General features: G+C 71.3%; 20 protein-coding genes and 1 riboswitch. Of the genes, 13 read left to right on the top strand and 7 right to left on the bottom strand.

Features of this window, described 5'->3' with window-relative positions:
- Window positions 1-6: 6 nt before the first annotated feature.
- From AC4BG9_RS02495 to AC4BG9_RS02485, 3 genes are all read right to left on the bottom strand, one after another.
- On the bottom strand, window positions 7-1,440 hold the full coding sequence (locus AC4BG9_RS02495) for a pyridoxal phosphate-dependent decarboxylase family protein (protein WP_490569496.1): 1,434 nt from the start codon (window positions 1,438-1,440) through the stop codon (window positions 7-9).
- Window positions 1,433-2,785, bottom strand: a complete 1,353-nt coding sequence (locus AC4BG9_RS02490) for an MFS transporter (protein ID WP_490569495.1) — start codon at window positions 2,783-2,785, stop codon at window positions 1,433-1,435. The genes AC4BG9_RS02495 and AC4BG9_RS02490 overlap by 8 nt, the downstream gene beginning before the upstream one ends.
- 100 nt (window positions 2,786-2,885) lie before the next feature.
- The gene (locus AC4BG9_RS02485) at window positions 2,886-4,001 is read right to left on the bottom strand and encodes an alpha/beta fold hydrolase (protein WP_490569494.1); all 1,116 of its coding nucleotides are present in this window, start codon (window positions 3,999-4,001) and stop codon (window positions 2,886-2,888) included.
- Window positions 4,002-4,059: 58 nt separating this feature from the next.
- Here AC4BG9_RS02485 and AC4BG9_RS02480 point away from each other — a divergent pair, with 58 nt between their 5' ends.
- Window positions 4,060-5,604, top strand: coding sequence for a glutamate synthase-related protein (locus AC4BG9_RS02480; protein ID WP_490569493.1), 1,545 nt, complete (start codon window positions 4,060-4,062; stop codon window positions 5,602-5,604).
- A gap of 7 nt (window positions 5,605-5,611) precedes the next feature.
- On the opposite strand, the gene AC4BG9_RS02475 is transcribed toward AC4BG9_RS02480, so the two are convergent.
- A complete protein-coding gene (locus tag AC4BG9_RS02475; protein ID WP_490569492.1) occupies window positions 5,612-7,057 on the bottom strand; it encodes an alpha,alpha-trehalose-phosphate synthase (UDP-forming) in 1,446 nt (481 codons plus the stop codon).
- A gap of 118 nt (window positions 7,058-7,175) precedes the next feature.
- Between AC4BG9_RS02475 and AC4BG9_RS02470 the strand changes: the two genes are divergently transcribed.
- From AC4BG9_RS02470 to AC4BG9_RS02450, 5 genes are all read left to right on the top strand, one after another.
- Window positions 7,176-7,472: a DUF3263 domain-containing protein gene (locus AC4BG9_RS02470; RefSeq protein WP_490569491.1), complete on the top strand. Its 297-nt coding sequence runs from the start codon at window positions 7,176-7,178 to the stop codon at window positions 7,470-7,472.
- A gap of 1 nt (window position 7,473) precedes the next feature.
- Complete coding sequence (locus AC4BG9_RS02465; protein ID WP_490569490.1) at window positions 7,474-7,983, top strand: LytR C-terminal domain-containing protein; 510 nt, start codon at window positions 7,474-7,476, stop codon at window positions 7,981-7,983.
- A gap of 68 nt (window positions 7,984-8,051) precedes the next feature.
- Window positions 8,052-8,909, top strand: a complete 858-nt coding sequence (otsB, locus tag AC4BG9_RS02460; protein ID WP_490569489.1) for a trehalose-phosphatase — start codon at window positions 8,052-8,054, stop codon at window positions 8,907-8,909.
- A 59-nt stretch (window positions 8,910-8,968) separates the two neighbouring features.
- Window positions 8,969-9,106, top strand: a riboswitch (SAM riboswitch).
- 12 nt (window positions 9,107-9,118) lie between these two features.
- A complete protein-coding gene (gene thrC / locus AC4BG9_RS02455; protein ID WP_490569488.1) occupies window positions 9,119-10,423 on the top strand; it encodes a threonine synthase in 1,305 nt (434 codons plus the stop codon).
- Between the two features lie 35 nt (window positions 10,424-10,458).
- Window positions 10,459-10,734: a MoaD/ThiS family protein gene (locus AC4BG9_RS02450; protein WP_490569487.1), complete on the top strand. Its 276-nt coding sequence runs from the start codon at window positions 10,459-10,461 to the stop codon at window positions 10,732-10,734.
- Here the strand turns inward: AC4BG9_RS02450 and AC4BG9_RS02445 are convergent, their stop codons facing one another.
- Both AC4BG9_RS02445 and AC4BG9_RS02440 read right to left on the bottom strand, forming a co-directional pair.
- Window positions 10,735-11,214 (bottom strand): GDYXXLXY domain-containing protein, encoded by a 480-nt coding sequence (locus AC4BG9_RS02445; RefSeq protein ID WP_490569486.1) that lies wholly within the window; start codon window positions 11,212-11,214, stop codon window positions 10,735-10,737.
- Entirely contained in the window at window positions 11,211-12,416 is a 1,206-nt protein-coding gene (locus AC4BG9_RS02440) for a DUF2157 domain-containing protein (RefSeq protein WP_490569485.1), read from the bottom strand. The genes AC4BG9_RS02445 and AC4BG9_RS02440 overlap by 4 nt, the downstream gene beginning before the upstream one ends.
- 77 nt (window positions 12,417-12,493) lie before the next feature.
- Here AC4BG9_RS02440 and AC4BG9_RS02435 point away from each other — a divergent pair, with 77 nt between their 5' ends.
- The 7 genes from AC4BG9_RS02435 to AC4BG9_RS02405 all read left to right on the top strand — a co-directional run bounded on the left by AC4BG9_RS02435 (window position 12,494) and on the right by AC4BG9_RS02405 (window position 21,321).
- Window positions 12,494-13,234 carry a hypothetical protein gene (locus tag AC4BG9_RS02435; protein ID WP_490569484.1) on the top strand — a complete coding sequence of 247 codons (741 nt, stop codon included), beginning with the start codon at window positions 12,494-12,496 and terminating at the stop codon, window positions 13,232-13,234.
- Window positions 13,235-13,363: 129 nt separating this feature from the next.
- Window positions 13,364-13,795: a TadE/TadG family type IV pilus assembly protein gene (locus AC4BG9_RS02430; RefSeq protein ID WP_490569483.1), complete on the top strand. Its 432-nt coding sequence runs from the start codon at window positions 13,364-13,366 to the stop codon at window positions 13,793-13,795.
- Entirely contained in the window at window positions 13,792-15,342 is a 1,551-nt protein-coding gene (locus AC4BG9_RS02425; RefSeq protein ID WP_490569482.1) for a pilus assembly protein TadG-related protein, read from the top strand. Before AC4BG9_RS02430 ends, AC4BG9_RS02425 begins: the two co-directional genes overlap by 4 nt.
- A gap of 238 nt (window positions 15,343-15,580) precedes the next feature.
- Entirely contained in the window at window positions 15,581-17,212 is a 1,632-nt protein-coding gene (groL, locus tag AC4BG9_RS02420; protein ID WP_490569481.1) for a chaperonin GroEL, read from the top strand.
- 183 nt (window positions 17,213-17,395) lie between these two features.
- A complete protein-coding gene (locus AC4BG9_RS02415) occupies window positions 17,396-18,634 on the top strand; it encodes an NAD(P)/FAD-dependent oxidoreductase (protein WP_490569480.1) in 1,239 nt (412 codons plus the stop codon).
- Between the two features lies 1 nt (window position 18,635).
- A complete protein-coding gene (locus AC4BG9_RS02410) occupies window positions 18,636-19,685 on the top strand; it encodes an alpha/beta hydrolase family protein (RefSeq protein ID WP_490569479.1) in 1,050 nt (349 codons plus the stop codon).
- 112 nt (window positions 19,686-19,797) lie between these two features.
- On the top strand, window positions 19,798-21,321 hold the full coding sequence (locus AC4BG9_RS02405) for a hypothetical protein (protein WP_490569478.1): 1,524 nt from the start codon (window positions 19,798-19,800) through the stop codon (window positions 21,319-21,321).
- 53 nt (window positions 21,322-21,374) lie between these two features.
- Here the strand turns inward: AC4BG9_RS02405 and AC4BG9_RS02400 are convergent, their stop codons facing one another.
- The gene (locus AC4BG9_RS02400; protein ID WP_490569477.1) at window positions 21,375-21,986 is read right to left on the bottom strand and encodes an alpha-ketoglutarate-dependent dioxygenase AlkB; all 612 of its coding nucleotides are present in this window, start codon (window positions 21,984-21,986) and stop codon (window positions 21,375-21,377) included.
- Window positions 21,987-22,061 lie beyond the last annotated feature (75 nt).

Here is a 22,061-nt window from a genome sequence, read left to right as displayed (position 1 = left end):
GACAACCTAGCTGGCCGGTGGACGCACCGGTCGCGCGAGCCGGTCCAGGAAGGCCACCAGCAGCGCCTCCCGCATCGCCGGCGCCGCGACGTCGAGCAGCGCGTTGACCTCCGCCATCCGGTCTGGCAGCGCCAGGTCGGCACCGGAGCCGGCGAGCAGGCCGGACGCCGCGAGCAGGCCGTCGAAGTCGGCGTCGGTCAGTGCAGCGGGGTCGAGCGCCTCGACGAAGGCCACGACGCCCGCGTCGACCCGGACCGGACCCGCGGCCACCGCCGCGGCCACCGAGGCGGTGAGCGCGGCCAGCAGCTCGTCGACGTGGGCCAGCGTGGCCGCGCTCACCGAGAGGTGCACGGTGGCCGGCTGGTCGCCGTACGACATCTGGGGCTGGGCGTACCAACCGCGCGCCGCCAGCTCGTCGGTCAGGGTGAAGGGGTCGCAGCTGCCGTCGGTGGCCAGTGCGAGCAGCGTCGAGTCCGGGGCCACGACCAGGCGCAGCGCGGGGAGCGACCCGAGACCGTCGCGGATCCGGTCGACCGCCTCCAGGACCTGGGCGGTCAGCCGCAGGTAGCCCTCGTGGCCCAGCGTGGTGACCACCGCCCAGGTGCCGGCCAGGGGGCCGCCGGACTTGGTGGACTGCACCGTGGAGTTGAGCATCGTGTAGCCCGGCCAGGCGGCCGAGGCGAAGTACTGCGGACGGCGCAGGGCGCTGGTGCGGTGCAGGAGGAGCGAGGTGCCCTTGGGGGCGTAGGCGTACTTGTGGGTGTCGACCGAGATCGAGGTGACGCCCTCGACCGCGAAGGTCCACGGCGGCACCGCACGCCCGAGCCGCGCGGCGTACGGGAGCACCCAGCCGCCGATGCAGGCGTCGACGTGGCAGCGGATCCCTCGGGCGGCGGCGGCCGCCGCGATCTCGGGCACCGGGTCGACGACGCCGTGCGCGTAGGACGGGGCCGAGGCGACCACCAGCACGGTGCTCGGGTCGAGGGCGCCGGCCATCGCGACCGGATCGGCGCGGAAGTCGGGGCCGACCGGGACGAGCACGGGTCGCACACCGAAGTAGTGGGCGGCCTTGTGGAAGGCGGCGTGCGCGGTCTCGGGCAGCACCATCGAGGGCCGCTCGATCTCCGGGTGCGCGTCGCGGGCGGCCTGAACCGCGAGGAGCACCGACTCGGTGCCGCCCGACGTGAGCGTGCCCACCGCTCCCTCGGGCGCGTCGAGCAGGTCGGCGGCGAAGCCGACCAGCTCGTTCTCCATCTGCAGCAGGCTGGGGAACGCGGTGGGGTCCAGGCCGTTGGAGCCGGCGTACGCCGCGACCGCCTGTCGGCCGATCTCGTCGACCTCGGAGAGCCCGGAGTCGTAGACGTAGGCCAGGGTGCGGCCGCCGTGCACCGGCAGGTCGGCGGCCTGCCGGGCGTGCAGCAGGGTCAGGGCGTCAGGCACGGCTCTCCTCGAGGTCGACGTCGGCGGCCTCCAGCCGGTAGCCGCGCAGCCACCAGAGGCTGAGCAGCACCAGCACCGCGGGCAGCAGGCTGAAGCCGTAGGTGATCGCGGTCAGCGCGGAGTCGGGCTGGACGGCGCCGCCATCGGTCGAGGAGCGGTAGTCGCCCAGCGCCAGCACCACGGCGAAGACGCCGGGGCCCAGGGCCAGCCCCAGGGTCTCCCCGGCGGTCCAGACGCCGGTGTAGACGCCCACCCGGTTCTCGCCGGTCCGCCGGGTGTCGACCGCGGCCGCGTCCGGCATCATCGCCATCGGGAAGACCTGGCAGCCGGCGTACCCGACGCCGACCAGCGCGGTGGCGGCGAAGACGACTCCGGTCGGGGCCACCTGGGCGGTGGCGGCCAGCGCGGCCCCGGCGGCCAGGACCAGGGACGAGAGCAGGTAGCCGTTCTTCTTGCCCAGCCGTCCGCCGACCCGGGCCCAGGCAGGGGTCAGCACCAGGGCCGGGCCGACGAAGCAGACGAAGAGCAGGGTCGCCGCCCCGGAGCTGTCCAGCACGTCGCCCGCCAGGTAGTCGACGCCGGCCAGCATGCAGCCGGTGGCCAGCGCCTGGAGCACGAAGGTGATCAGCAGCAGCCGGAAGTCCCGGGCGCGCCCGACCACCCGAAGCTGCTCGCGGAACGAGCCGGTGCCGGCCGCGACCCGGCCGACCGGGGCGTGCCGGGTGCCGCGGTAGGCGCTCACCACCCCGAGCGCGATGACCAGCGCCATCACCACGCCCATCACCCGGTAGCCGTCGCGGCCGCCGACCCCGTCGCGGATCAGCGGGGCGGTGGCGCCGGCCAGCATGATCGTGAACGCGAGGATCGCCACCCGCCAGGTCATCAGCCGGGTGCGCTCGGCGTAGGAGTCGGTGATCTCGGCGGGCATCGAGACGTAGGGCACCTGGAAGAACGCGTACGCCGTCGCCGCGGCCAGGAAGAGCGCCAGCACCCAGCCGGCCTCGGCCACCTTCGACCCCATCTCGGGCGCGGCGAAGATCAGCGCGAAGCAGACCGCCAGCGCGAGGCCCGCCCGCAGCAGCCACGGACGACGAGGGCCGCGCGGATCCACGGTGCGGTCGCTGATCCGGCCGGCGACCGGGTTGAGGACCACGTCCCAGGCCTTGGGGGCGAAGACGATCAGCCCCGCCCACAGGGCGGCGATCCCGAGAGTGTCGGTGAGGAACGGCAGCAGCATCAGCCCGGGCACCGTGCCGAACGCGCCGGTGGCCACCGAGCCCGACCCGTAGCCGAACCGCACGCGGGCCGGCAGTCGGGTGGCGGGGGTCACACCTGTCTCGGTCATGGCGGCACCCTAGGGCCAGCGGGGGACAGGGCCGGGCAGATCGGCGAGTTCGGTGGCTCGGCCCCGAGCGTCGGCCCGAAGACCTGGCGCTCCGTCGTGGCTACGTCGGGCGGCGCCGGCGCTTGCGGTTCGCCCCGGCCTTCGGCTCCTTGCGACCCGACCACTGGTCGAGCCACTCGTCGAGGACCGGCCAGGTGGTGCTCCGTGCCTGGCGGCCGGTGAGCATGCCGAGGTGGCCGCCGGGGACCATCTCGAACCTCGCCTCCGCGGCGCCGGTCAGCAGCCTGACGACGGGCCGGATGGCCGAGATCGGCGCGATCGCGTCGTGCATCCCGGCGAAGAGCAGCACGGGTGCGGTCACCCGGGCCAGGTCGACCGTCCGGTCGCCGACGGGGACGAGCCCGGTCGCGGCCACGCCGGGGGGGACGAACCGGTGGTAGAGCTGGCCGTAGGTCCGGCCCGGGTAGGCGGCCATCCGCTCGGTGAACCGGCCGACCGCCTCGAGCTGGGCGAGGTAGTCGCGGTCCTCGAGGTTGACCACCCGGGCCAGGGGGCCGGTGATCAGCCGCTGCACACTGCCCAGCTCGGTGGCCCAGCGGACCAGGGGCTGGGGGGCGGCCACCGCCTGGTAGAGCCGGCCGAGCGGACCGCCCAGGTCGGCGAGGTCGAGCAGCGGTCGGGCCGGCGCCACGATCGGCACCCGGTCGACGTCGAAGGGCGTGCCCAGCGCGGTGACCGAGGCGATCGGCAGGTCCGGCCGGTCGGCCGCGGCCAGCACCGCGAAGGTCCCGCCCAGGCTCCAGCCCACGACGTGGACCGGCCGGCCGCCGGCATCGCGCGAGACCGCCTCGACGGTCTCCGGCAGCACCGACCCGACCCAGGGCCCGAGGTCGAGGTCGCGGTCGCGGAAGGAGACCTCGCCGTACTCGACCAGGTAGGTGGGCCGGTCCCGCTCCACCAGGTGCTCGACCAGCGAGCAGCCGCGGCGCAGGTCGTAGCAGAGGGCGGGCGCGGCCAGCGGCGGCACCAGGAGGACCGGGTCGCCGTGCTGCGCCTCGTGCGGCCGGGGCCGGTAGCGGTAGAGCTCGCGGTGCTCCCCCTCCTCGACCCTGGTCCGGGGCAGCGGCCGCAGGTCGGCCACCCCGCCCGACAGGACCATCTGGGCGAGGTTGCCGGCCGCCGCGACGACCTGCCCGGGCCGGGGGACGAGATCCATGGGGACGAATCTAGCCCCGTCCTCGACAACGCGTGGTGCGGCGAGCTAGACACGGACCATGCGATGGAAGAGCGCGACCGGCCTGGCCACCACCGTCCTGGGGGGCGTGGTGGCCTACGACCTCACCCAGAAGAAGCACGCGATCCTGCGGAACTTCCCGGTCATCGGGCACTTCCGCTACTGGGCGGAGACCATCGGGCCCGAGCTGCGCCAGTACATCGTCACCAGCAACGACGAGGAGCGCCCGTTCAGCCGCGACCAGCGCCGCTGGGTCTACGCCAGCGCCAAGCTGGAGAACAACTACTTCGGGTTCGGCACCGACAACGACGTCGAGCAGGTCGCCGGCTACCCGATCATCAAGCACCGCACCTTCATGGGGGAGGGCGCCGCCACCGCGCCGCACGGCGACGAGGGCGTGCCGCTGCCGTCGGCCAAGGTGCTGGGCGGCCCCCGCGGGCGCCGGCACGCGTTCCGCCCGCGCTCGGTGGTCAACGTCTCCGGGATGAGCTTCGGGTCGCTGTCGGGCGCCGCGATCGAGGCGCTCAACCGGGGCGCCGCGATCGCCGGGAGCCTGCAGAACACCGGGGAGGGCGGGCTGTCGCCCCACCACCGCAACGGCGGCGAGATCGTCTTCCAGCTCGGCACCTCCTACTTCGGCTGCCGCGACGAGCAGGGCCGCTTCGACCTGGGCCGGCTCAAGGAGCTGGTCGCCTCGGCGCCGGTGCGGGCCCTGGAGATCAAGCTCTCCCAGGGCGCCAAGCCCGGGCTGGGCGGCATGCTCCCCGGGGCCAAGGTCAGCCCCGAGATCGCGGAGATCCGCGGCATCCCGGTCGGCGTGGACTGCGCCTCGCCCAGCCGCCACTCCGTCTTCGGCGACGTGGACTCGATGCTCGACTTCGTCGAGCTGCTGGCCGAGGAGACCGGGCTCCCGGTGGGGATCAAGTCGGCCGTCGGCAACCTGGAGTTCTGGGACCAGCTGGTCGACCAGATGGGGAGCGGGAGCCGCGGCGTCGACTTCGTCAACGTCGACGGGGGAGAGGGAGGCACCGGGGCCGCGCCGATGATCTTCGCCGACTCGGTGGCCTACCCGTTCCGGATCGGGTTCAGCGAGGTCTACCGGCGCTTCGCCCGGGCGGGGCTGGCCGACGACGTGACCTTCATCGGAGCCGGCAAGCTCGGCCTCACCGAGAACGCGCTGGTCGCCTTCGCCCTGGGTGTCGACATGGTCAACGTGGGCCGGGAGGCGATGATGTCGATCGGCTGCATCCAGGCCCAGAAGTGCCACACCGACCACTGCCCGGTGGGGGTCGCCACCCAGAAGGCCCGCTACACCCGCGGCCTCGACGTGGAGCTGAAGAAGGACCGGGCCGCCAACTACCTGATGTCGCTGCGCCGCGACCTGCTCAAGGTCTCCGAGGCGGTGGGGGTGCCGCACCCGGGCTTCCTGACCCCGGACGACATCGACATCCTCGACGGGCAGCGCTCCGCCGTCCCGCTGCGCGAGGTCTACGGCTACGAGCGCGGCTGGGCCGCGCTCCCGCCCGAGCTCGCCGGTCCGCTGCTGGCCGAGATGAGCGCCGCGGTCAACGGCGACACCGCCTGAGGGTCGCTCAGCCCGGGTGGGCCGGGCGGACCGTCTTGCCGTGGTCGCTGCGCACCTGCGAGAGCTCGTCGAGGAACTCCGTGGCCCAGGTGGCCACGTCGTGGTCGACGACCGTCTTGCGCATCGCCTTCATCCGGCGGGTGCGCTCCTTGTCGGTGGCCCGGAAGGCCTCCAGCAGCGCCGCCTTCATCCCGTTGATGTCGTAGGGGTTGATCAGCCAGGCCTGGCGCAGCTCGTTGGCCGCGCCGGCGAACTCCGAGAGCACCAGGGCGCCGTCGGCGTCGTAGCGGCAGGCGACGTACTCCTTGGCGACCAGGTTCATCCCGTCGCGCAGCGGCGTGACCACCATGATGTCGGCGGCGCGGTAGAGGGCGGCCATCTCCTCCCGGGGGAACGAGGAGTGCATGTAGGAGATCGCGGGCTGTCCGATCTTGCCGAGGTCGCCGTTGATCCGGCCCACCAGGCGGTCGATCTCGTCGCGCAGGATCCGGTACTGCTCGACCCGCTCCCGGGAGGGGGTCGCCACCTGCACGAAGACGGCGTCCTCGACGTCGAAGTGACCCTCCTCCACCAGCTCGCTGTAGGCGCGCAGCCGGGCGTAGATGCCCTTGGTGTAGTCGAGCCGGTCGATGCCCAGGAAGACCTTGCGCGGGTTGCCGAGAGCCTGGCGGATCTCCGCCGCCCGCTTCTGCACCGGCTCGGAGCGGGCGAGCTCCTCGAAGTCGGCGGCGTCGATGGAGATGGGGAAGGCGGCGGCGCGCACCGTGCGCCCGTCCGGCAGGTAGACCAGGTCGCGGTGCGTCTTGTGGCCGACCCGCTGACGGACCAGGCGGATGAAGTTCTGGGCGCCGCCGGGCAGCTGGAAGCCGATCAGGTCGGCGCCGAGCAGGCCCTCGAGCACCTGGCGCCGCCACGGCAGCTGCTGGAAGAGCTCGGTGGGCGGGAAGGGGATGTGCAGGTAGAAGCCGATGCGCAGGTCGGGGCGCAGCTCGCGGAGCATCGACGGCACCAGCTGGAGCTGGTAGTCGTGCACCCACACGGTGGCACCCTCGGCGGCGACCTCTGCGGCCTTCTCGGCGAAGCGGCGGTTCACCACGACGTAGGAGTCCCACCACTCGCGGTGGAACTCCGGCTTGGCCACGACGTCGTGGTAGAGCGGCCACAGGGTGGCGTTGGAGAAGCCCTCGTAGAACTGCTGGAGCTCCTGCTCGGTGAGGTGGACCGGGACCAGCTTGAGCCCGTCCTCGACGAACGGCTCGAGCCCCTCCTCGGTGCCGCCGGGCCACCCGATCCAGGCGCCGTCGTTGGCCCGCAGCACCGGCTCGAGGGCGGTGACGAGGCCCCCCGGTGAGCGTCGCCAGCCCTGACTCCCGTCGGGCAGCGTGTGCCGGTCCACGGGCAGCCTGTTGGCGACGATGACGAGATCTGCGGAGCCGGGAGTGGTCACGCACACACCTTAATGGGAAGGGTGCAGCCACTCGGCCCGTTGAATGACATCGGTGTGGTTCGTCGCCTACAGTGGGCGCCAGCACCGGCCACGTACCACCAGGCAAGCCAGCAGGGAGACACACATGGACGCCGCCAACGCCCTTCCGGGCCAGGAGCCCGCGCCCGGCCGGAGCCTGAGCGAGCGCGACCGCGACATCCTCGACTTCGAGCGTCACTGGTGGAAGTACGCCGGCGCGAAGGAGCAGGCGGTGCGGGAGAAGTTCGACATGAGCTCGACCCGCTACTACCAGGTCCTCAACGCGCTGATCGACCGCCAGGAGGCCCTGGAGGCCGACCCGCTGCTGGTGCGCCGGCTGCGTCGCCTCCGCTCCCAGCGTCAGCGCCAGCGCTCCGCCCGTCGTCTCGGCTTCGAGGTCTGAGATGAGCGCGCGAGGCCTCCGGGCACGCGACGAGCGTGGGGTCGCCTACCCCTCGCCGCTGGTCATGCTGAGCGTCATCGCGATCGCGATGGCGGGGGTCGCCTTCGTGGCCACCAAGGACCAGCCGGAGCAGGAGCGCCGGGTGGAGACCGTGGCGAGCTCCCAGGAGGAGCCGTCCGCGGCCGAGCCGGCCCCCGAGGCCGTCCCTGAGCCTGCCCCGGTGGAGCCGGAGAAGCCGGCCGTGGAGCGCGGTCAGGTCTACGTCGAGGTCTACAACAACACCGGCATCAAGGGGCTCGCCGCCTCCACCGCCGAGAAGGTCAGCGGCGCCGGCTGGCAGGTCGTGGGGACCGACAACTGGGTGGGCACCATCCCGGCCCCGACCGTCTACTTCCCCAAGCGGCTCAAGGCCGCGGCCGAGCTGCTGGCCCTCGACCTCGGCATCGCGCGGATCCAGCCCGCCGTGGCCCCGATGAAGCAGGACCGGCTCACGCTGATCCTGACCGGCTGACGACCGGCTGGCGACCGGCTGGCGACCTGGGGAGCCTGGCGCGCCGAGCACTCTGACAGAGTGGGGCCATGGAGTTCCCCACCCCCCAGGTGGCCGCTCAGTACGCCGACGTGGTCGCGGCGGCGCCCGACCTGGTCATCGGGCTCGACTTCGACGGCACCTTGGCCCCGATCGTCGAGGACCCCACCCGGGCCCACATCCACCCCGACGCCCCCGAGCTCCTGCTCGAGCTGGCGCCCCTGGTCCGCGGCATCGCGGTGGTCACCGGACGACCCGCCCGACAGGCCCTGGCGCTGGGCGACCTCGACGTCCTGGGCGCGCAGATCGCCGACCTGGGCAAGGAGCTCACGGTGCTCGGCCAGTACGGCAACGAGCGATGGACCTCCACCGAGCGCCGGGTGATCTCGCCGCGGCCGCCCCACGGCCTGGCCTCCTTCGTGCGGGAGATCCCGACGCTGCTGCGCCGGGCCGGTGCGGCCGAGGCGTTCGTGGAGCTCAAGGGCCTGGCCGTCGCGCTGCACACCCGTCGGCTGGCCGAGCCGCAGGCGTCCTTCGACCGGATGCTCCCGCTGCTGCAGGAAGCGGCCGACCGCCACGGGCTGAGCGTCGAGCCCGGCCGCCTGGTGGTGGAGGTCAGGGCCCCCGGCATGCACAAGGGCCTGGCGGTGCGCAGCCTCTCCGAGCGGCTCGGGGCGGGTGCCTTCCTCTTCGCCGGTGACGACCTCGGTGACGTGGAGGCGTTCAACGAGCTCCGGCTGATGCGCGACGAGGGCATGCCCACGCTGGTGGTCTGCTCCGACGGCGGCGACGGACCCGACGTCCTCAACGAGCTCGCCGACCTGGTCGTGGAGGGACCCGACGGGGTGCTGGCCCTGCTCCGGACGCTCCTCGCCGACATCCGTGCGGGACACGTCCTCTCCTCCTGACGCTCCTCCACATCGTGGGACGCGTGTGCACATCGTGAGACGGCGTCGTACGCTGGCACAGCTCATCCAGAGGGACTGAGGGAACGGCCCTACGAAGTCCCGGCAACCGCCGCGTGCCTCCTGACGACCACGTCGTCAGTCGCGGAAAAGGTGCTAATTCCGGCCCGCGGCGAAAGACGCCGTGGGGCAGATGAGAGAAGGAGACCTTCATGAGCGCCGTCACGATCGAAACCCCTGCCGGCCAGGGCGTCACCGACTACCCCACGACCGGGCAGCTCCGCGAGGGCGCCTTCGGCCACGCCACCGGGCTGGCCTGCCGCGAGTGTGGCCACGCCATCGCCCTGGGGCCCCACTACGCGTGTCCGGAGTGCTTCGGGCCGCTGGAGATCGCCTACGACTTCCCGCAGGTCACCCGCGAGGAGATCGAGGCCGGTCCCGCCAACATCTGGCGCTACAAGGCGCTGCTCCCGGTCCCGGCCGACATCGAGCAGAGCCCCAACATGGAGCCCGGCTTCACCCGGCTGCTCGAGGCCCGCAACCTGGCCCGCGAGCTCGGTCTCGAGAAGCTGTGGGTCAAGGACGACTCGACCAACCCGACCAACTCCTTCAAGGACCGCGTCGTGGCCTGCGCCCTGAGCGCCGCGCGCGAGTTCGGCAGCAAGGTCTTCGCCTGCCCCTCCACCGGCAACCTGGCCAACGCGGTCGCGGCGGCGGGTGCGCGAGCCGGGATCAAGACCGTGGTCTTCATCCCCAGCAACCTGGAGAAGCCCAAGCAGGTCAACTCCGCGGTCTACACCGACTCCCTGGTGGCCGTCGACGGCAACTACGACGACGTCAACAAGCTCGCCTCCGAGATCGCGGGGGAGGAGGACGGCTGGGCGTTCGTCAACGTCAACGTCCGTCCGTACTACGCGGAGGGCTCCAAGACCCTCGGCTACGAGATCGCCGAGCAGCTCGGCTGGCGGCTGCCCGACCAGGTCGTGATCCCGGTCGCCTCCGGCTCCCAGCTCACCAAGGTCGACAAGGCCTTCCAGGAGCTGATCAAGCTCGGGCTCGTCGAGGAGAAGCCCTACCGGATCTACGGCGCCCAGGCCACGGGCTGCTCCCCGGTCAGCGTCGCCTTCAAGGGCGGCACCGACGCCATCCGGCCGGTCAAGCCCGACACCATCGCCAAGAGCCTGGCGATCGGGAACCCGGCGGACGGCATCTACGTCCTCGACATCTGCCGGCGCACCGGCGGCGCGGTGGAGGACATCACCGACGACGAGGTCCGCGAGGGCATCCTGCTGCTGGCGCGCACCGAGGGGATCTTCACCGAGACCGCCGGTGGCACCACCGTGGGCGTGCTGAAGAAGCTGGTCGAGACCGGGCAGCTCGATCCCACGCTGGAGACGGTCGTGATCAACACCGGCATGGGCCTGAAGACGCTCGACGCGGTGGCCGACCAGGTCGGGCCGGCCGCGACCATCGCGCCGTCGTACGCCGCGTTCGTGGCCACCGGCCTGACCGACTGACCAGCACCCGTCCCGCACGAGCAGAGAGCGAAGCCATGAGTGTCTCCGTCCGCATCCCCACCATCCTGCGCACCTACACCGGGGGCGACTCCGAGGTGAGCGCCGAGGGCACGGACCTCGCCGCCGTGCTCGACGACCTCGACGCGAGGTTCCCCGGCCTCAAGGGCCGGGTCCTGGACGAGTCGGGTCAGCTGCGCCGCTTCGTCAACGTCTACGTCGACAACGACGACGTACGCTTCCTCGACCACCTCGCCACGCCCACCCCCGACGGCACCCAGATCTCGGTGATCCCGGCGGTCGCGGGCGGCTGATCAGTCGGTCCGCAGCCCGACGACGGAGGCGTTGCCGCGGCCGTCGATCCGCACCTCGGCGAGCGTGCCGCCCTCACTGAGCGCCTCCTCGATCTCCCGGGCGTCGTCCTGGGGCACGAACCAGCTCTCGATCCCGCAGCTGGCCGTCCACCCCTCGTCGAGACAGCTGAGGTAGACGCCGTCGTCGGGCCGGTCACGGGACCACCCCGAGGCCACCATCACGCCGCCCTCCTCGGCCAAGGAGACGAAGATCCGACGCCTCTCGCCGTCCAGGAACCTGGTGCTGCGGTTCTCCGGCCACAGGTCCGGGTAGTCGAGGGTGACGTAGGCGCCACGGAACGGGTCGATGGGGTCCACCGGGGCGACCTGCATCAGGTAGGTCTCCCCGGTCAGCCGGGCGGAGAGCTGGGGACCCACCGCGGCGGCGGTGAGGGCGAGCTGGACGGCCGCTACTCCGGCGGCCACGGCGTACCTGTTCATCGGAGTGACTCCTGCTCGAGGGTGGCGGCCAGGTGGCGGCGGGTCCGGTCGAACCCGAAGCCGGTGGCCAGGAGGACGGCGCCGAGGAGCAGGAAGAGGAAGGCCCCCTGGACGATCGGCGCGAAGACGGCGAAGCTCTGGAACGAGGTGAAGACGACGAGGCCCACGGTCGCCATCACGGCCAGCAGCCCGGAGTCGCGCAGCGTGCCGAGCGCGGCGACGCCGACGGCCAGGGCGACGTAGCCGACCACCCCGACCACCGCGTGACCCACGTCCTCGGCGGTCACCGACGCGGAGTCGGAGCCGGCCGGCCAGGCGGCGAGCAGGGCGGCGAGCCCCATCACGGCCAGCCCGCCCAGCACCTCCCACCGGGCGGTGGTGCGGCCCAGCAGGACCGTCGCCACCGCCAGGACCGTGGCGAGTGACGTCAGCAGGACCGGCCACCAGCTCGAGGGCAGCTCCCACCCGTCGCCCACCGGGATGCCGGCCACGAAGAGGCCGACCAGGGCGAGACCGGCGCCGACGTGACGCCACGGGCCGGAGAACTCCGGACGCCACCGCTCGTGCAGCCCGGCGACAGCGAGGGCGAGGACCGCCGAGGCGGTGACCACCAGGACGGCGCCGGCGAAGGTCGGGTCGGGCCCGATGCCCTGCCACAGCACCCAGCCGGTGGCGCCGGCGATACCGACCAGCAGCGGACCGCGGGCGCGGGTGGCGTAGGCGTGGACGAGGGCTCCCAGACCCCACAGCCCGACGAGCTTGGGCTCGTAGGCCGGCACCTGGAGGCTCTGGGCGGCCTGGAAGATCACCGCGCCGGTGCCGAACGCGGCGATCGTCCTGACCGCGCCCACCACCAGCGGCGACGTACGGCGCTCCTCGAGCGCCTCCGCACCGACCAGGCACGCCAGCCACAGCACCACGACCAGGCCGAAGCGGAGGAGGGGGGAGAGCTGGTCGAGGTTGGCCGCGACCAGCCAGATCACGCCGATGCCCACGAAGCCGGCGCCCAGGGCGAGGAGCAGGCGGGCGAGGGAGAAACGGCGCGACTCCGAGTAGCGCGTCGCGATGGCGTGGGCGGTGGCGTCGTCGACGAGCCCCTGGGCGCGCCAGTCGACGAGCTGCTCGCGCAACCAGGCGAGCTGTCCGGGGGTGGCGGGGACCAAGTGCGGCGTGGGTCCGCGATCCCGTGTGGTGGTGTCCATGGGCACATCGTGGTCCCTGGCGGCCGTCGGGGCCATGAGCCGTTGTACTCATCCGGGCGCCCACTAGGGTGAGCGCCGTGCCGGACGAACCCTCGACGCAGCCTCCGCTGAAAGAGCGCGACCTCACCGAGCTGGCGCAGCACTTCGGGACCGACAAGTGGGGGGTGCACCGCTACACCCCGCACTACCAGCGTCACCTCGAGCACCTGCGCGACGAGGAGTTCACCCTGCTCGAGATCGGGGTCGGCGGCTACGCCCGGAACCGGCAGGGGGGTGCGTCGCTGAAGGCCTGGAAGTGGTTCTTCCCGCGGGCGAATATCGTCGGGCTCGACATCGAGGACAAGTCCTTCGTCGACCGCAACCGGATCACCACCTACCGCGGCGACCAGACCGACGAGGCGGTGCTGCACCGGATCCTCGACGAGCAGGGCGTGCCGCTGGTGGTGATCGACGACGGCTCCCACGTGCCGGCCCACATCCGCCGGACCTTCGAGATCCTCTTCCCGCTGCTCCCCGAGGGCGCGGTCTACGCGATCGAGGACACCCAGACCTCCTACTGGCCCGAGTGGGGCGGCGCCGAGGACCGGCACGCCCGCGGCACCACGATGGACCTGGTCAAGGACCTGGTCGACGGCCTCAACCACGAGGAGTACGTCGTGCCGCACCAGCCGTCCTACACCGACCGCTGGGTGAGGGCGGTGCACTGCTTCCACAACCTGGTGATCATCGAGAAGGGCGACAACCTCGAGGGCACCAACAAGTGGTCGGTGCTCAGCGAGCGCTACCCCGACGGTCAGCCGATGGGACAGTCGGACTAGACCGTTCGGGCCATTTCCTCCCGAATCGCTCGCGACCCGGTCCGGGCGTTCGTACAGTCGACACGCTGTGCCGTACCCACCGGTAGTCCTGTCGGTGGTGGCGGCCGGCGCGACCGTCTGAGGAGTCCCATGTCGATACGTCGTAGGCGCCGCGATGAGCGGGGAGCTTCCGCGGTCGAGTTCGCGCTCATCCTGCCGATCTTCCTGCTGCTCCTCTTCGGCATCATCGACTTCGGCTACATGATCAACCGTGGCTCGATGATCAACAACGCCGCGCGCGACGCGGCCCGTATGGCAAGCCTGAACGGGTCCGAGGCAGACGTGAGGAAGGTGGCCACCGATGCCACCGCGCAGGTGGGAACCACCACTGTCACGGTCGGGTGCAAGAAGTACTCATCCGGCTCTTGGGTGAGCTGCGGGGGTGCCTACGACGCGACCAAGACTTCGGGCGACACAGCCGTCGTCACGATCGGATACCAGCACAAGATGCTGACGCCCGTGGGGATCTTCTTCCCTGGAGGTTTCGACCTGACGCGCAAGGTGGAGATGAGGATCGAATGATCAAGAGACTTCGGCGTCGACGGGACGAGCGCGGTGCGTATGCCGTGCTCTTCTCGATCCTCGTGGTCCTGCTGATGGCGCTTGCCGCCATCGGAGTCGATATCGCCAGCCAGGTGGCTGCTAAGCAGGGACTCAAGGACACGTTGGACGCTGCGGCACACGCCGGAGCTGTGTCTCTCCCCGGCAAGCAGTTGGAGATCAACGACATCGTGAGTGGGATGGCCGAGGCGAACGACCCCGACACGAGCGTCACGACCGACCTCTGGTGTGTCATCGCCTCCACTGGCAGCGCGATGACACCGCAGTACACCCAGATTCCCAACACCTGCAGGCCGCACGGCACACAGCCCTACCCTGGCACGGTCTGCGACGAGTACGTCTGCTTCATCCCCTGCGAACCGAACCTGGCCCGCCCGGAAGTCGAGTGCAACACCGTGCGGGTGGCGGACTCCAAGATCGTGCCTTATGCCTTCGCGCCTGCGATCGGGTACAACGAGGGAGACACAGGCGCGCAGGTCTCGATCGCGTGCATCGGGACGTGCGGCAGCGAACCACCCAATCCACTGGACATCGTGATCATGGCCGACCGAACTCCGTCGATGGAGGACCCTGACCGCAACGCGATGAAGAGCGCTATCGAGGACTCGCTCAAGGTGATGAATCCGGACCTGCAGTACGTGGCTCTCGGCACGATCCACAAGTCCGAGCCACGCAGGATGAACAAGGACAGTCCCGAGGTGTGCGCGACCGCCGAGTCCGGGGTCGAACAGAAGGAGAAGGGCTCGGGCTTCCTGGGACTCTTCCCGCCATTCACCCCGCAGTGGAACTCGGACGGGACGCCCCAGTTGGAGACGACGAGCAAGCCGACCAACGGCGAGTGGATCGCGGTGCCGTTCAGCGACGGATACCTGACAGAGCCGAGCGGGACGATCGTGGACTCCGACCCCCTGGTCAAGGGCCTGCGCTGCATGCCCGGCGCCAAGGTCGGCAACTACGGGACGCACCTCGCGTCTGCGTTGAAGGGCGCAGCGCGGTATGTGCTGGGGGACACGCCCAATAACCTCGACTCCTTGCCGGAGAGGGAGCACTCGGCCAAGAAGGTCATCATCTTCGAGACCGACGGTTCGCCTGACGAGGTCATGAACAACGGCTACAACAGTCTTGCGAACGCGACCGACTTCGGCGCCGGCCGGAACTCCAGCCACGGTCACACCGGTTGCGCGAACTTGGCGAAGATGGCCGAGGAGGTGAAGGCCAGGGGGGTCACGATCCTCACCATCGGGTTCGGCAAGGCTGGTACCGCGCGGTGTCGTGAAGGTGTGGCCACTACCGACTACGTCCGCGACGTCTTGGCCAAGGTCGCGTCGAAAACGCCCGACGGGACGGCGTCGACCGCTTCGGATTGCTCGATCCCGGCAGAGCGAGACAAGGAGAACAAGGACGCTGACTACTTCTTCTGCGCCGCCGCGGGTGAGCTCGAGGAGACCTTCCGATCAGCCTTCGGCACGTTGAACAAGAGCGTCAAGCTGCTGCGTATGCCGGGCTGACACTCCCGCGTCATGCAGTGCGCCGCCCCCGGGGGTCCCCGGGGGCGGCGTTTGCACTCACACCACCCGAGTGCTAAACATGGAGTTGGCACTCTCGACACGAGAGTGACAGAAGCGGACTGGTGACGTTGAGGTCCGAAGCGCCGGCGGGAAGGGTTCGCCGGGCAGCCGGATCGTCCGTCGCGGGCAACCCATCAGGGCCGCACCCCCGAACTCCCGAAAAGGAATCACAGGAGTTATGCCGAAGCTGATTGCTTTCAACGAGGAGGCCCGCCGCGGTCTCGAGCGTGGAATGAACACGCTCGCCGACGCGGTCAAGGTCACGCTCGGCCCCAAGGGTCGCAACGTCGTCCTCGAGAAGAAGTGGGGCGCGCCCACCATCACCAACGATGGTGTGTCGATCGCCAAGGAGATCGAGCTCGAGGACCCGTTCGAGAAGATCGGTGCCGAGCTCGTCAAGGAAGTTGCCAAGAAGACCGACGACGTCGCCGGTGACGGTACGACGACGGCGACCGTGCTCGCCCAGGCGATGGTCCGCGAGGGCCTGCGCAACGTGGCCGCGGGTGCGAACCCCATGGGTCTCAAGCGCGGCATCGAGGCGGCCGTCAACGCCGTCTCCACCGAGCTCCTGAGCATGGCCAAGGACGTCGAGACCAAGGAGCAGATCGCGTCCACCGCGACCATCTCCGCCGGTGGCGACACCACGGTCGGCGACGCCATCGCCGAGGCGATGGACAAGGTCGGCAAGGAAGGCGTCATCACCGTCGAGGAGTCGAACACCTTCGGCATCGACCTCGAGCTGACCGAGGGCATGCGGTTCGACAAGGGCTACATCTCGGCCTACTTCGTCACCGACCCCGAGCGCATGGAGACGGTCCTCGAGGACCCCTACATCCTCATCGCCAACTCCAAGATCTCGTCGGTCAAGGACCTGCTCCCGCTGCTGGAGAAGGTCATGCAGTCCGGCAAGCCCCTGGTGATCATCGCCGAGGACGTCGACGGCGAGGCGCTGTCGACCCTGGTGGTCAACAAGATCAAGGGCACCTTCAAGTCCGTCGCCGTCAAGGCCCCGGGCTTCGGTGACCGCCGCAAGGCCATGCTGCAGGACATCGCGATCCTGACCGGCGGCCAGGTGATCTCCGAGGAGGTCGGCCTCAAGCTGGAGTCCGCCGGCATCGAGCTGCTCGGCCAGGCCCGCAAGGTCGTCATCACCAAGGACGAGACCACCATCGTCGAGGGCTCCGGCGACACCGGCCAGATCGAGGGCCGGGTCAACCAGATCCGCGCCGAGATCGAGAAGTCGGACTCCGACTACGACCGCGAGAAGCTGCAGGAGCGCCTGGCCAAGCTGGCCGGCGGCGTTGCGGTGATCAAGGTCGGCGCGGCCACCGAGGTCGAGCTCAAGGAGCGCAAGCACCGCATCGAGGACGCCGTCCGCAACGCGAAGGCTGCCGTCGAGGAGGGCATCGTCGCCGGTGGTGGCGTCGCCCTGGTGCAGGCCGCCAAGAACGTCTTCGAGAAGCTCGACCTCTCGGGCGACGAGGCGACCGGTGCCGAGATCGTCCGCAAGGCGACCGAGGCCCCGCTCAAGCAGATCGCGATCAACGCCGGTCTCGAGGGTGGCGTCATCGCGGAGAAGGTGCGCAACCTGGAGTCGGGCCACGGCCTCAACGCGGCCAACGGCGAGTACGTCGACATGATCGCCGAGGGCATCATCGACCCGGCGAAGGTCACCCGCTCCGCCCTGCAGAACGCCGCCTCCATCGCGGCGCTGTTCCTGACCACCGAGGCCGTCGTGGCCGACAAGCCGGAGAAGGCGGCGCCCATGGGCGGCGACCCGACCGGTGGCATGGGTGGCATGGACTTCTGATCCTCGGATCGGACCTCAGCACGACCAGCACCACCAGCAGGGCCCCCGCTCCGGCGGGGGCCCTGTTGTGTTTGCCCCTGTTGTGTTGCCCGTGGGCCGCCCAGCACTGTGACGGTGGCACGCACGCGCGTCGTATGACTGTTGCACTAGCGCAACGCCCCTCGATCGACCATGCTGCTGGGCATGGCCACGCCCTCCCCCCAGCACGTCGCGGTCGTCGGTGCCGGCATGGTGGGGCTCTCCACCGCCTGGTTCCTCCAGGAGCGCGGGGTCCAGGTCACCGTGCTCGACCGCACCGGGGTGGCCGCGGGCTCCTCGTGGGGCAACGCCGGCTGGCTGACCCCCGGCCTGGCGACGCCGCTCCCCGAGCCGGCGGTGCTCAAGTACGGCCTCCGGGCCGTGGTGAGCCCCAAGTCCCCGGTCTACGTCCCGGTGACCACCGACCGCCGGCTGCTCTCCTTCCTGGTCCGGTTCGCCCGCAACTCCACGATGGAGCGCTGGCGCGAGGCGATGCGGTCGCTGGTCCCGATCAACTCCCTGGCGCTCGACGACTTCGACCGGCTCCGCGACGGCGGGGTGCAGGCGCCCACGCCCGAGGCGCGACCGTTCCTCGCGGCCTACCGGACCCCGGCGGAGCGGGCGGTGCTGCTCGAGGAGATCGAGCACATCCGGGCCAGCGGCCAGCCGCTGGACTACGAGGTGCTCACCGGTGACGAGGCGAGGGCGCTCGAGCCCGCGCTCTCCCCGGCGATCGGGGCCGCCATCCGGCTCGACGGGCAGCGCTACCTGACTCCCAGCACCTACGTCGCCGCGCTCGCCGAGCAGGTCCGCGCGCGCGGGGCGCGGATCGTGAGCGGGGTGCAGGTCGACGCGCTCAAGCAGCGCGGCAACCAGGTGCAGGTCGCGGGGGAGTCCTACGACGCGGTGGTGATCGCCTCCGGCGCCTGGCTCAACCAGCTGGCCCGGCCGTTCGGGGTGACCCTGCCGGTGCAGGCCGGTCGCGGCTACTCCTTCACGGTGCCGATCGACCCGGTGCCCGCGGGGCCGGTCTACTTCCCCGCCCAGCGGGTCGCCTGCACGCCCGACGGCGACCGGCTGCGGATCGCGGGGATGATGGAGTTCCGGCCCGCCGACGCCGGACTCGACACCCGGCGGATCGAGGCGATCGTCGACGCCGCCCGCCCGCTGCTGCGCGGGGCCGAGCTCGGGTCCCGGCGCGACGAGTGGGTCGGAGCGCGGCCCTGCACCCCCGACGGCCTGCCGCTGATCGGGGCCACCCGGGCCGACCGGGTCTTCGTCGCCGGGGGCCACGGCATGTGGGGGATCACCCTGGGGCCGGTGACCGGCCGTCTGCTGGCCGAGCGGATCGTGACCGGGAAGCTGCCCGAGCCGCTGCGCCCCTTCGACCCGCTGCGGGGATGAGGTGGGCGCGGTCCGCGGGGTCGCGGCCCTGGTCGTGGGGGGTGCGCTGGTGCTCGGCGGCTGCACCCGCGGCGCCGAGACCGAGGACGCCGAGCAACCGCGGGACACGCCCGCGCAGAGCGCGACGCCCTCGCCGCGCGCCACTGGTTCACCGACGCGGGAGCCCGACGCCGCACCGGCCGTCACCTCGCCGTACTCGCTGCCCGCGCTGATGGCCGAGGAGTTCGGCAGCGAGCGGCCGCGCCGGCTCCGGGTCTCGGTCGACGACGAGGCCTACACCGAGCACGAGGTGCGCTACCGCAGCGGGGACCTGCGGGTCTCCGGGGTGATGCTGATCCCGAAGGGTCCCGGGCCGTTCCCCGGCGTGGTGCTCAACCACGGCTACATCGAGCCGTCGGTCTACGCCACCGGTCAGGGGCTCAGCCGCGAGCAGGACTTCCTCGCGCGGCAGGGCTTCGCGGTGCTTCACTCCGACTACCGGGGCCACGCGAGCTCCGACCCCGCGAGCGAGCTCGACCGGGAGACCCGCCTGGGCTACACGCGCGACGCGATCAACGCCGTCCACGCCCTGGCGGCGGAGCCGAAGGTCGACGGGGAGCGGATGGCGATGCTCGGCCGGTCGATGGGCGGCGGGGTCACCCTCAACGCGCTGGTCGCCCAGCCCGACCTGGTGGACGCCGCGGTGCTCTACTCGTCGGTGAGCTCGGACTACCTGGACAACCTGCGCCGCTGGACGCTCCCCGAGCGCCCCGAGGTGGCGGAGCGGCTCTTCGACCGGTTCGGCACCCCCCGGCAGCGGCCGGGCTTCTACGAGCGGCTCTCGGCGCGGACGTACTTCGACCGGATCGCGGTGCCCGTCCTCGCCCATCACGGGACGCTGGACGACTCCTGCCCGCTGGCCTGGGCGCGGAGCACGCACCGGCTGCTGGAGGACGCCGGGGTCGACAGCGCCCTGCAGGTCCACCAGGGCGAGCAGCACGCCTTCGGGCCGCGCTGGGTGGTCTCCATGGAGCAGACCGTGCGCTTCCTGGACCGGCACCTGCGTCGCTGACTTCGCGCTCCGGCCCTTCACCCGGCTCGTGCATTCTTGACCATCGGCAGCTCGTCTCGTTGCCGCTAGTCTTCGTCAAACGGAGACGGTCTCGACCAAGCCAGGAGCTCCAGTGAGGCTCGCACGACTTGTCCTGTTGCCCGCGGTCGCGCTCACGGCCGTCGTACCCGCCCTCGCACTGGGCGGGGCCCTGGCCCCAGCCGGCGCGACCGCGGCGACAACCTGCCTGGGCAAGCCGGTGACGATCGTGGCCACCGCCCGGGTCGAGACCGGCACCGAGGGCGACGACGTGGTCGCGATGACGCCCGGGGGATGGAACAGCTTCGACGCCTTGGGCGGAGACGACACGATCTGCCTGGTTCACGGGGCCCCATCCGGAGGTCGGGACCCGCGAGGGCCGTGGGGTGTGGTGTACGCCGGACCCGGCAACGACGTGGTGGTCAACGAGTCGAGCCAGGGGTCGGGCATGACGGTCTACCTCGGTGGCGGGGACGACCGGTTCACCGGCGGCAGCTTCGCTGAGACCGTCTTCGCCGATGCGGAGAGCTCCGACGACTTCACTGCCCTGCCAGGAAGCCAGCGGGATGTGATCGACATGGGTGGCGGCCCCGCCGATTCGACCCTCGCCGATGCGGTGTGGTCGCTCCCGTCCGCCGATGGGGGCAACGCCGATGTCATCTCCTTCGGGCCAGGTGCGGCCGAGCTCCACTACCGGGGGGCGACGGCCTCCGGGGGTCGCCTGGACTTCTCCAGCGCCGCCCCGACCGCGGTCAACCTCTCCGCGGTCCTGCCACCCTCTCCCTCGGGGGAGGATCCCGAACTGCTGATCGACGCACCTTCCGCGCGTGCCACCGTGGACGGTGTGCAGGTGCTGGCCTGGCAGGGCCTTGTCGGCTCGTGGGAGATCGGAGAGTACCTAGCCCCGAACTGGGAGTCCCCCGTCTCCTTCCTCGGCACCGATGCCGACGAGACCCTCTACGTCCGGCACGGCATGTTGGGTGAGGTGCGGATGGGCGGCGGAGACGACGCCGTCGGGGGCGGATACAGCTCGTGGTTGCAGGTGCGCCAGATCGACGGTGGACCGGGACGGGACGGCGTCGAATACAACCGGGGGTGCGCCGACCTGACGGTCCGGCTCGCGACCGACGTGACGTGCGACGGTGACACCGCTCCGCTCACCGGTGTCGAGCACGGGCGGTTCGCGAGCAGTGCGAAGGGTGGCCTGACGAGGATCGTCGGGACCGACGGACGTGACAACGTGGACGCGTTCGCAGATCGGGTGACGTTCCATGGACGGAGCGGTGACGACCAGGCCGTCCTGGGCGGCAAGGTCGTGAGGGCCAACGGGGGGCCGGGTGCCGACCATCTCACCGCCTTCGGCCGCGACGTGCTGGTGCGTGGGCAGGGTGGAGGGGACCTCATCAGCCTGACCTACAACGATCTGCGCTACAAGCGCGCCCCCGCCCAGCGGCAGGTCGCCCTCGGAGGTCCGGGCCGCGACGTGCTGGCGGGCTCGTCCACGAAGGTCGGCGACTGGCTGATCGGTGGCCGCGGACGTGACCGCGCCAACGGTCGCGGCGGACCCGACCACTGCGACACCGAGGTCACCCGGCACTGCGGGCGAGCTCACCGCTGATCTCGGTGCCTGTGGCATCGGCCGAGACCTGGTGGAAGAGGCCGGCCCGTGGCTCAGAGCACGCCGCGCGGGCGGAACTGCACCGAGATCCGCGGGCCGGCGTGCGCCTGCTTGGGCACGGCGTGGTCCCAGGTGCGCTGGCAGGAGCCCCCCATCACCACCAGGTCGCCGTGACCGAGGGTGACCGAGATCGAGGCCCCGCCGCCCCGGGGGCGCAGCAGCAGCCGACGCCGGTCGCCGAGGGAGACGATGGCCACCATGGTGTCCTGCGTCCGGCTGCGCCCGATGCGGTCGCCGTGCCAGGCCACCGAGTCGCGGCCGTCGCGGTAGAGACAGCACCCGGCCGTCGCGAAGGGCTCCCCGAGCTGGGGACGGTAGTGCGCCGAGAGTGCCTCCCGGGCGGCGAGCAGGCCGGGGTGGGGCAGCGGGGCCCCGACGCCGTAGTGGTGGAGGAGGCGAGGCACGGCGACGACCTGGTCGTACATCTCGCGCTGCTCGGCCCGCCAGGGGACCTCGGAGACCAGGGTCGAGAAGATCTCGTCGGCGCCGCCCAGCCAGGCCGGCTGGACGTCGACCCAGGCCCCGCGCGAGAGCACCCGACGCTCGGGGGCCAGCTCGGTGGGGCCTGGCTCGAGGACGGCGAAGAGGCTGGACTGAAGCTCCATGAGACGAGGCTATCGAACAGACGTTCGACCCACAAGCACCCCGGTGCCACGCCCGTGCCGTCCCATCCCTCGTCC

Source organism: Nocardioides sp. Z40_12 (genome assembly GCF_058215795.1).
The sequence above is the reverse complement of the archived record's forward strand: the minus strand, read 5'-3'. Positions and strand labels throughout refer to the sequence as shown.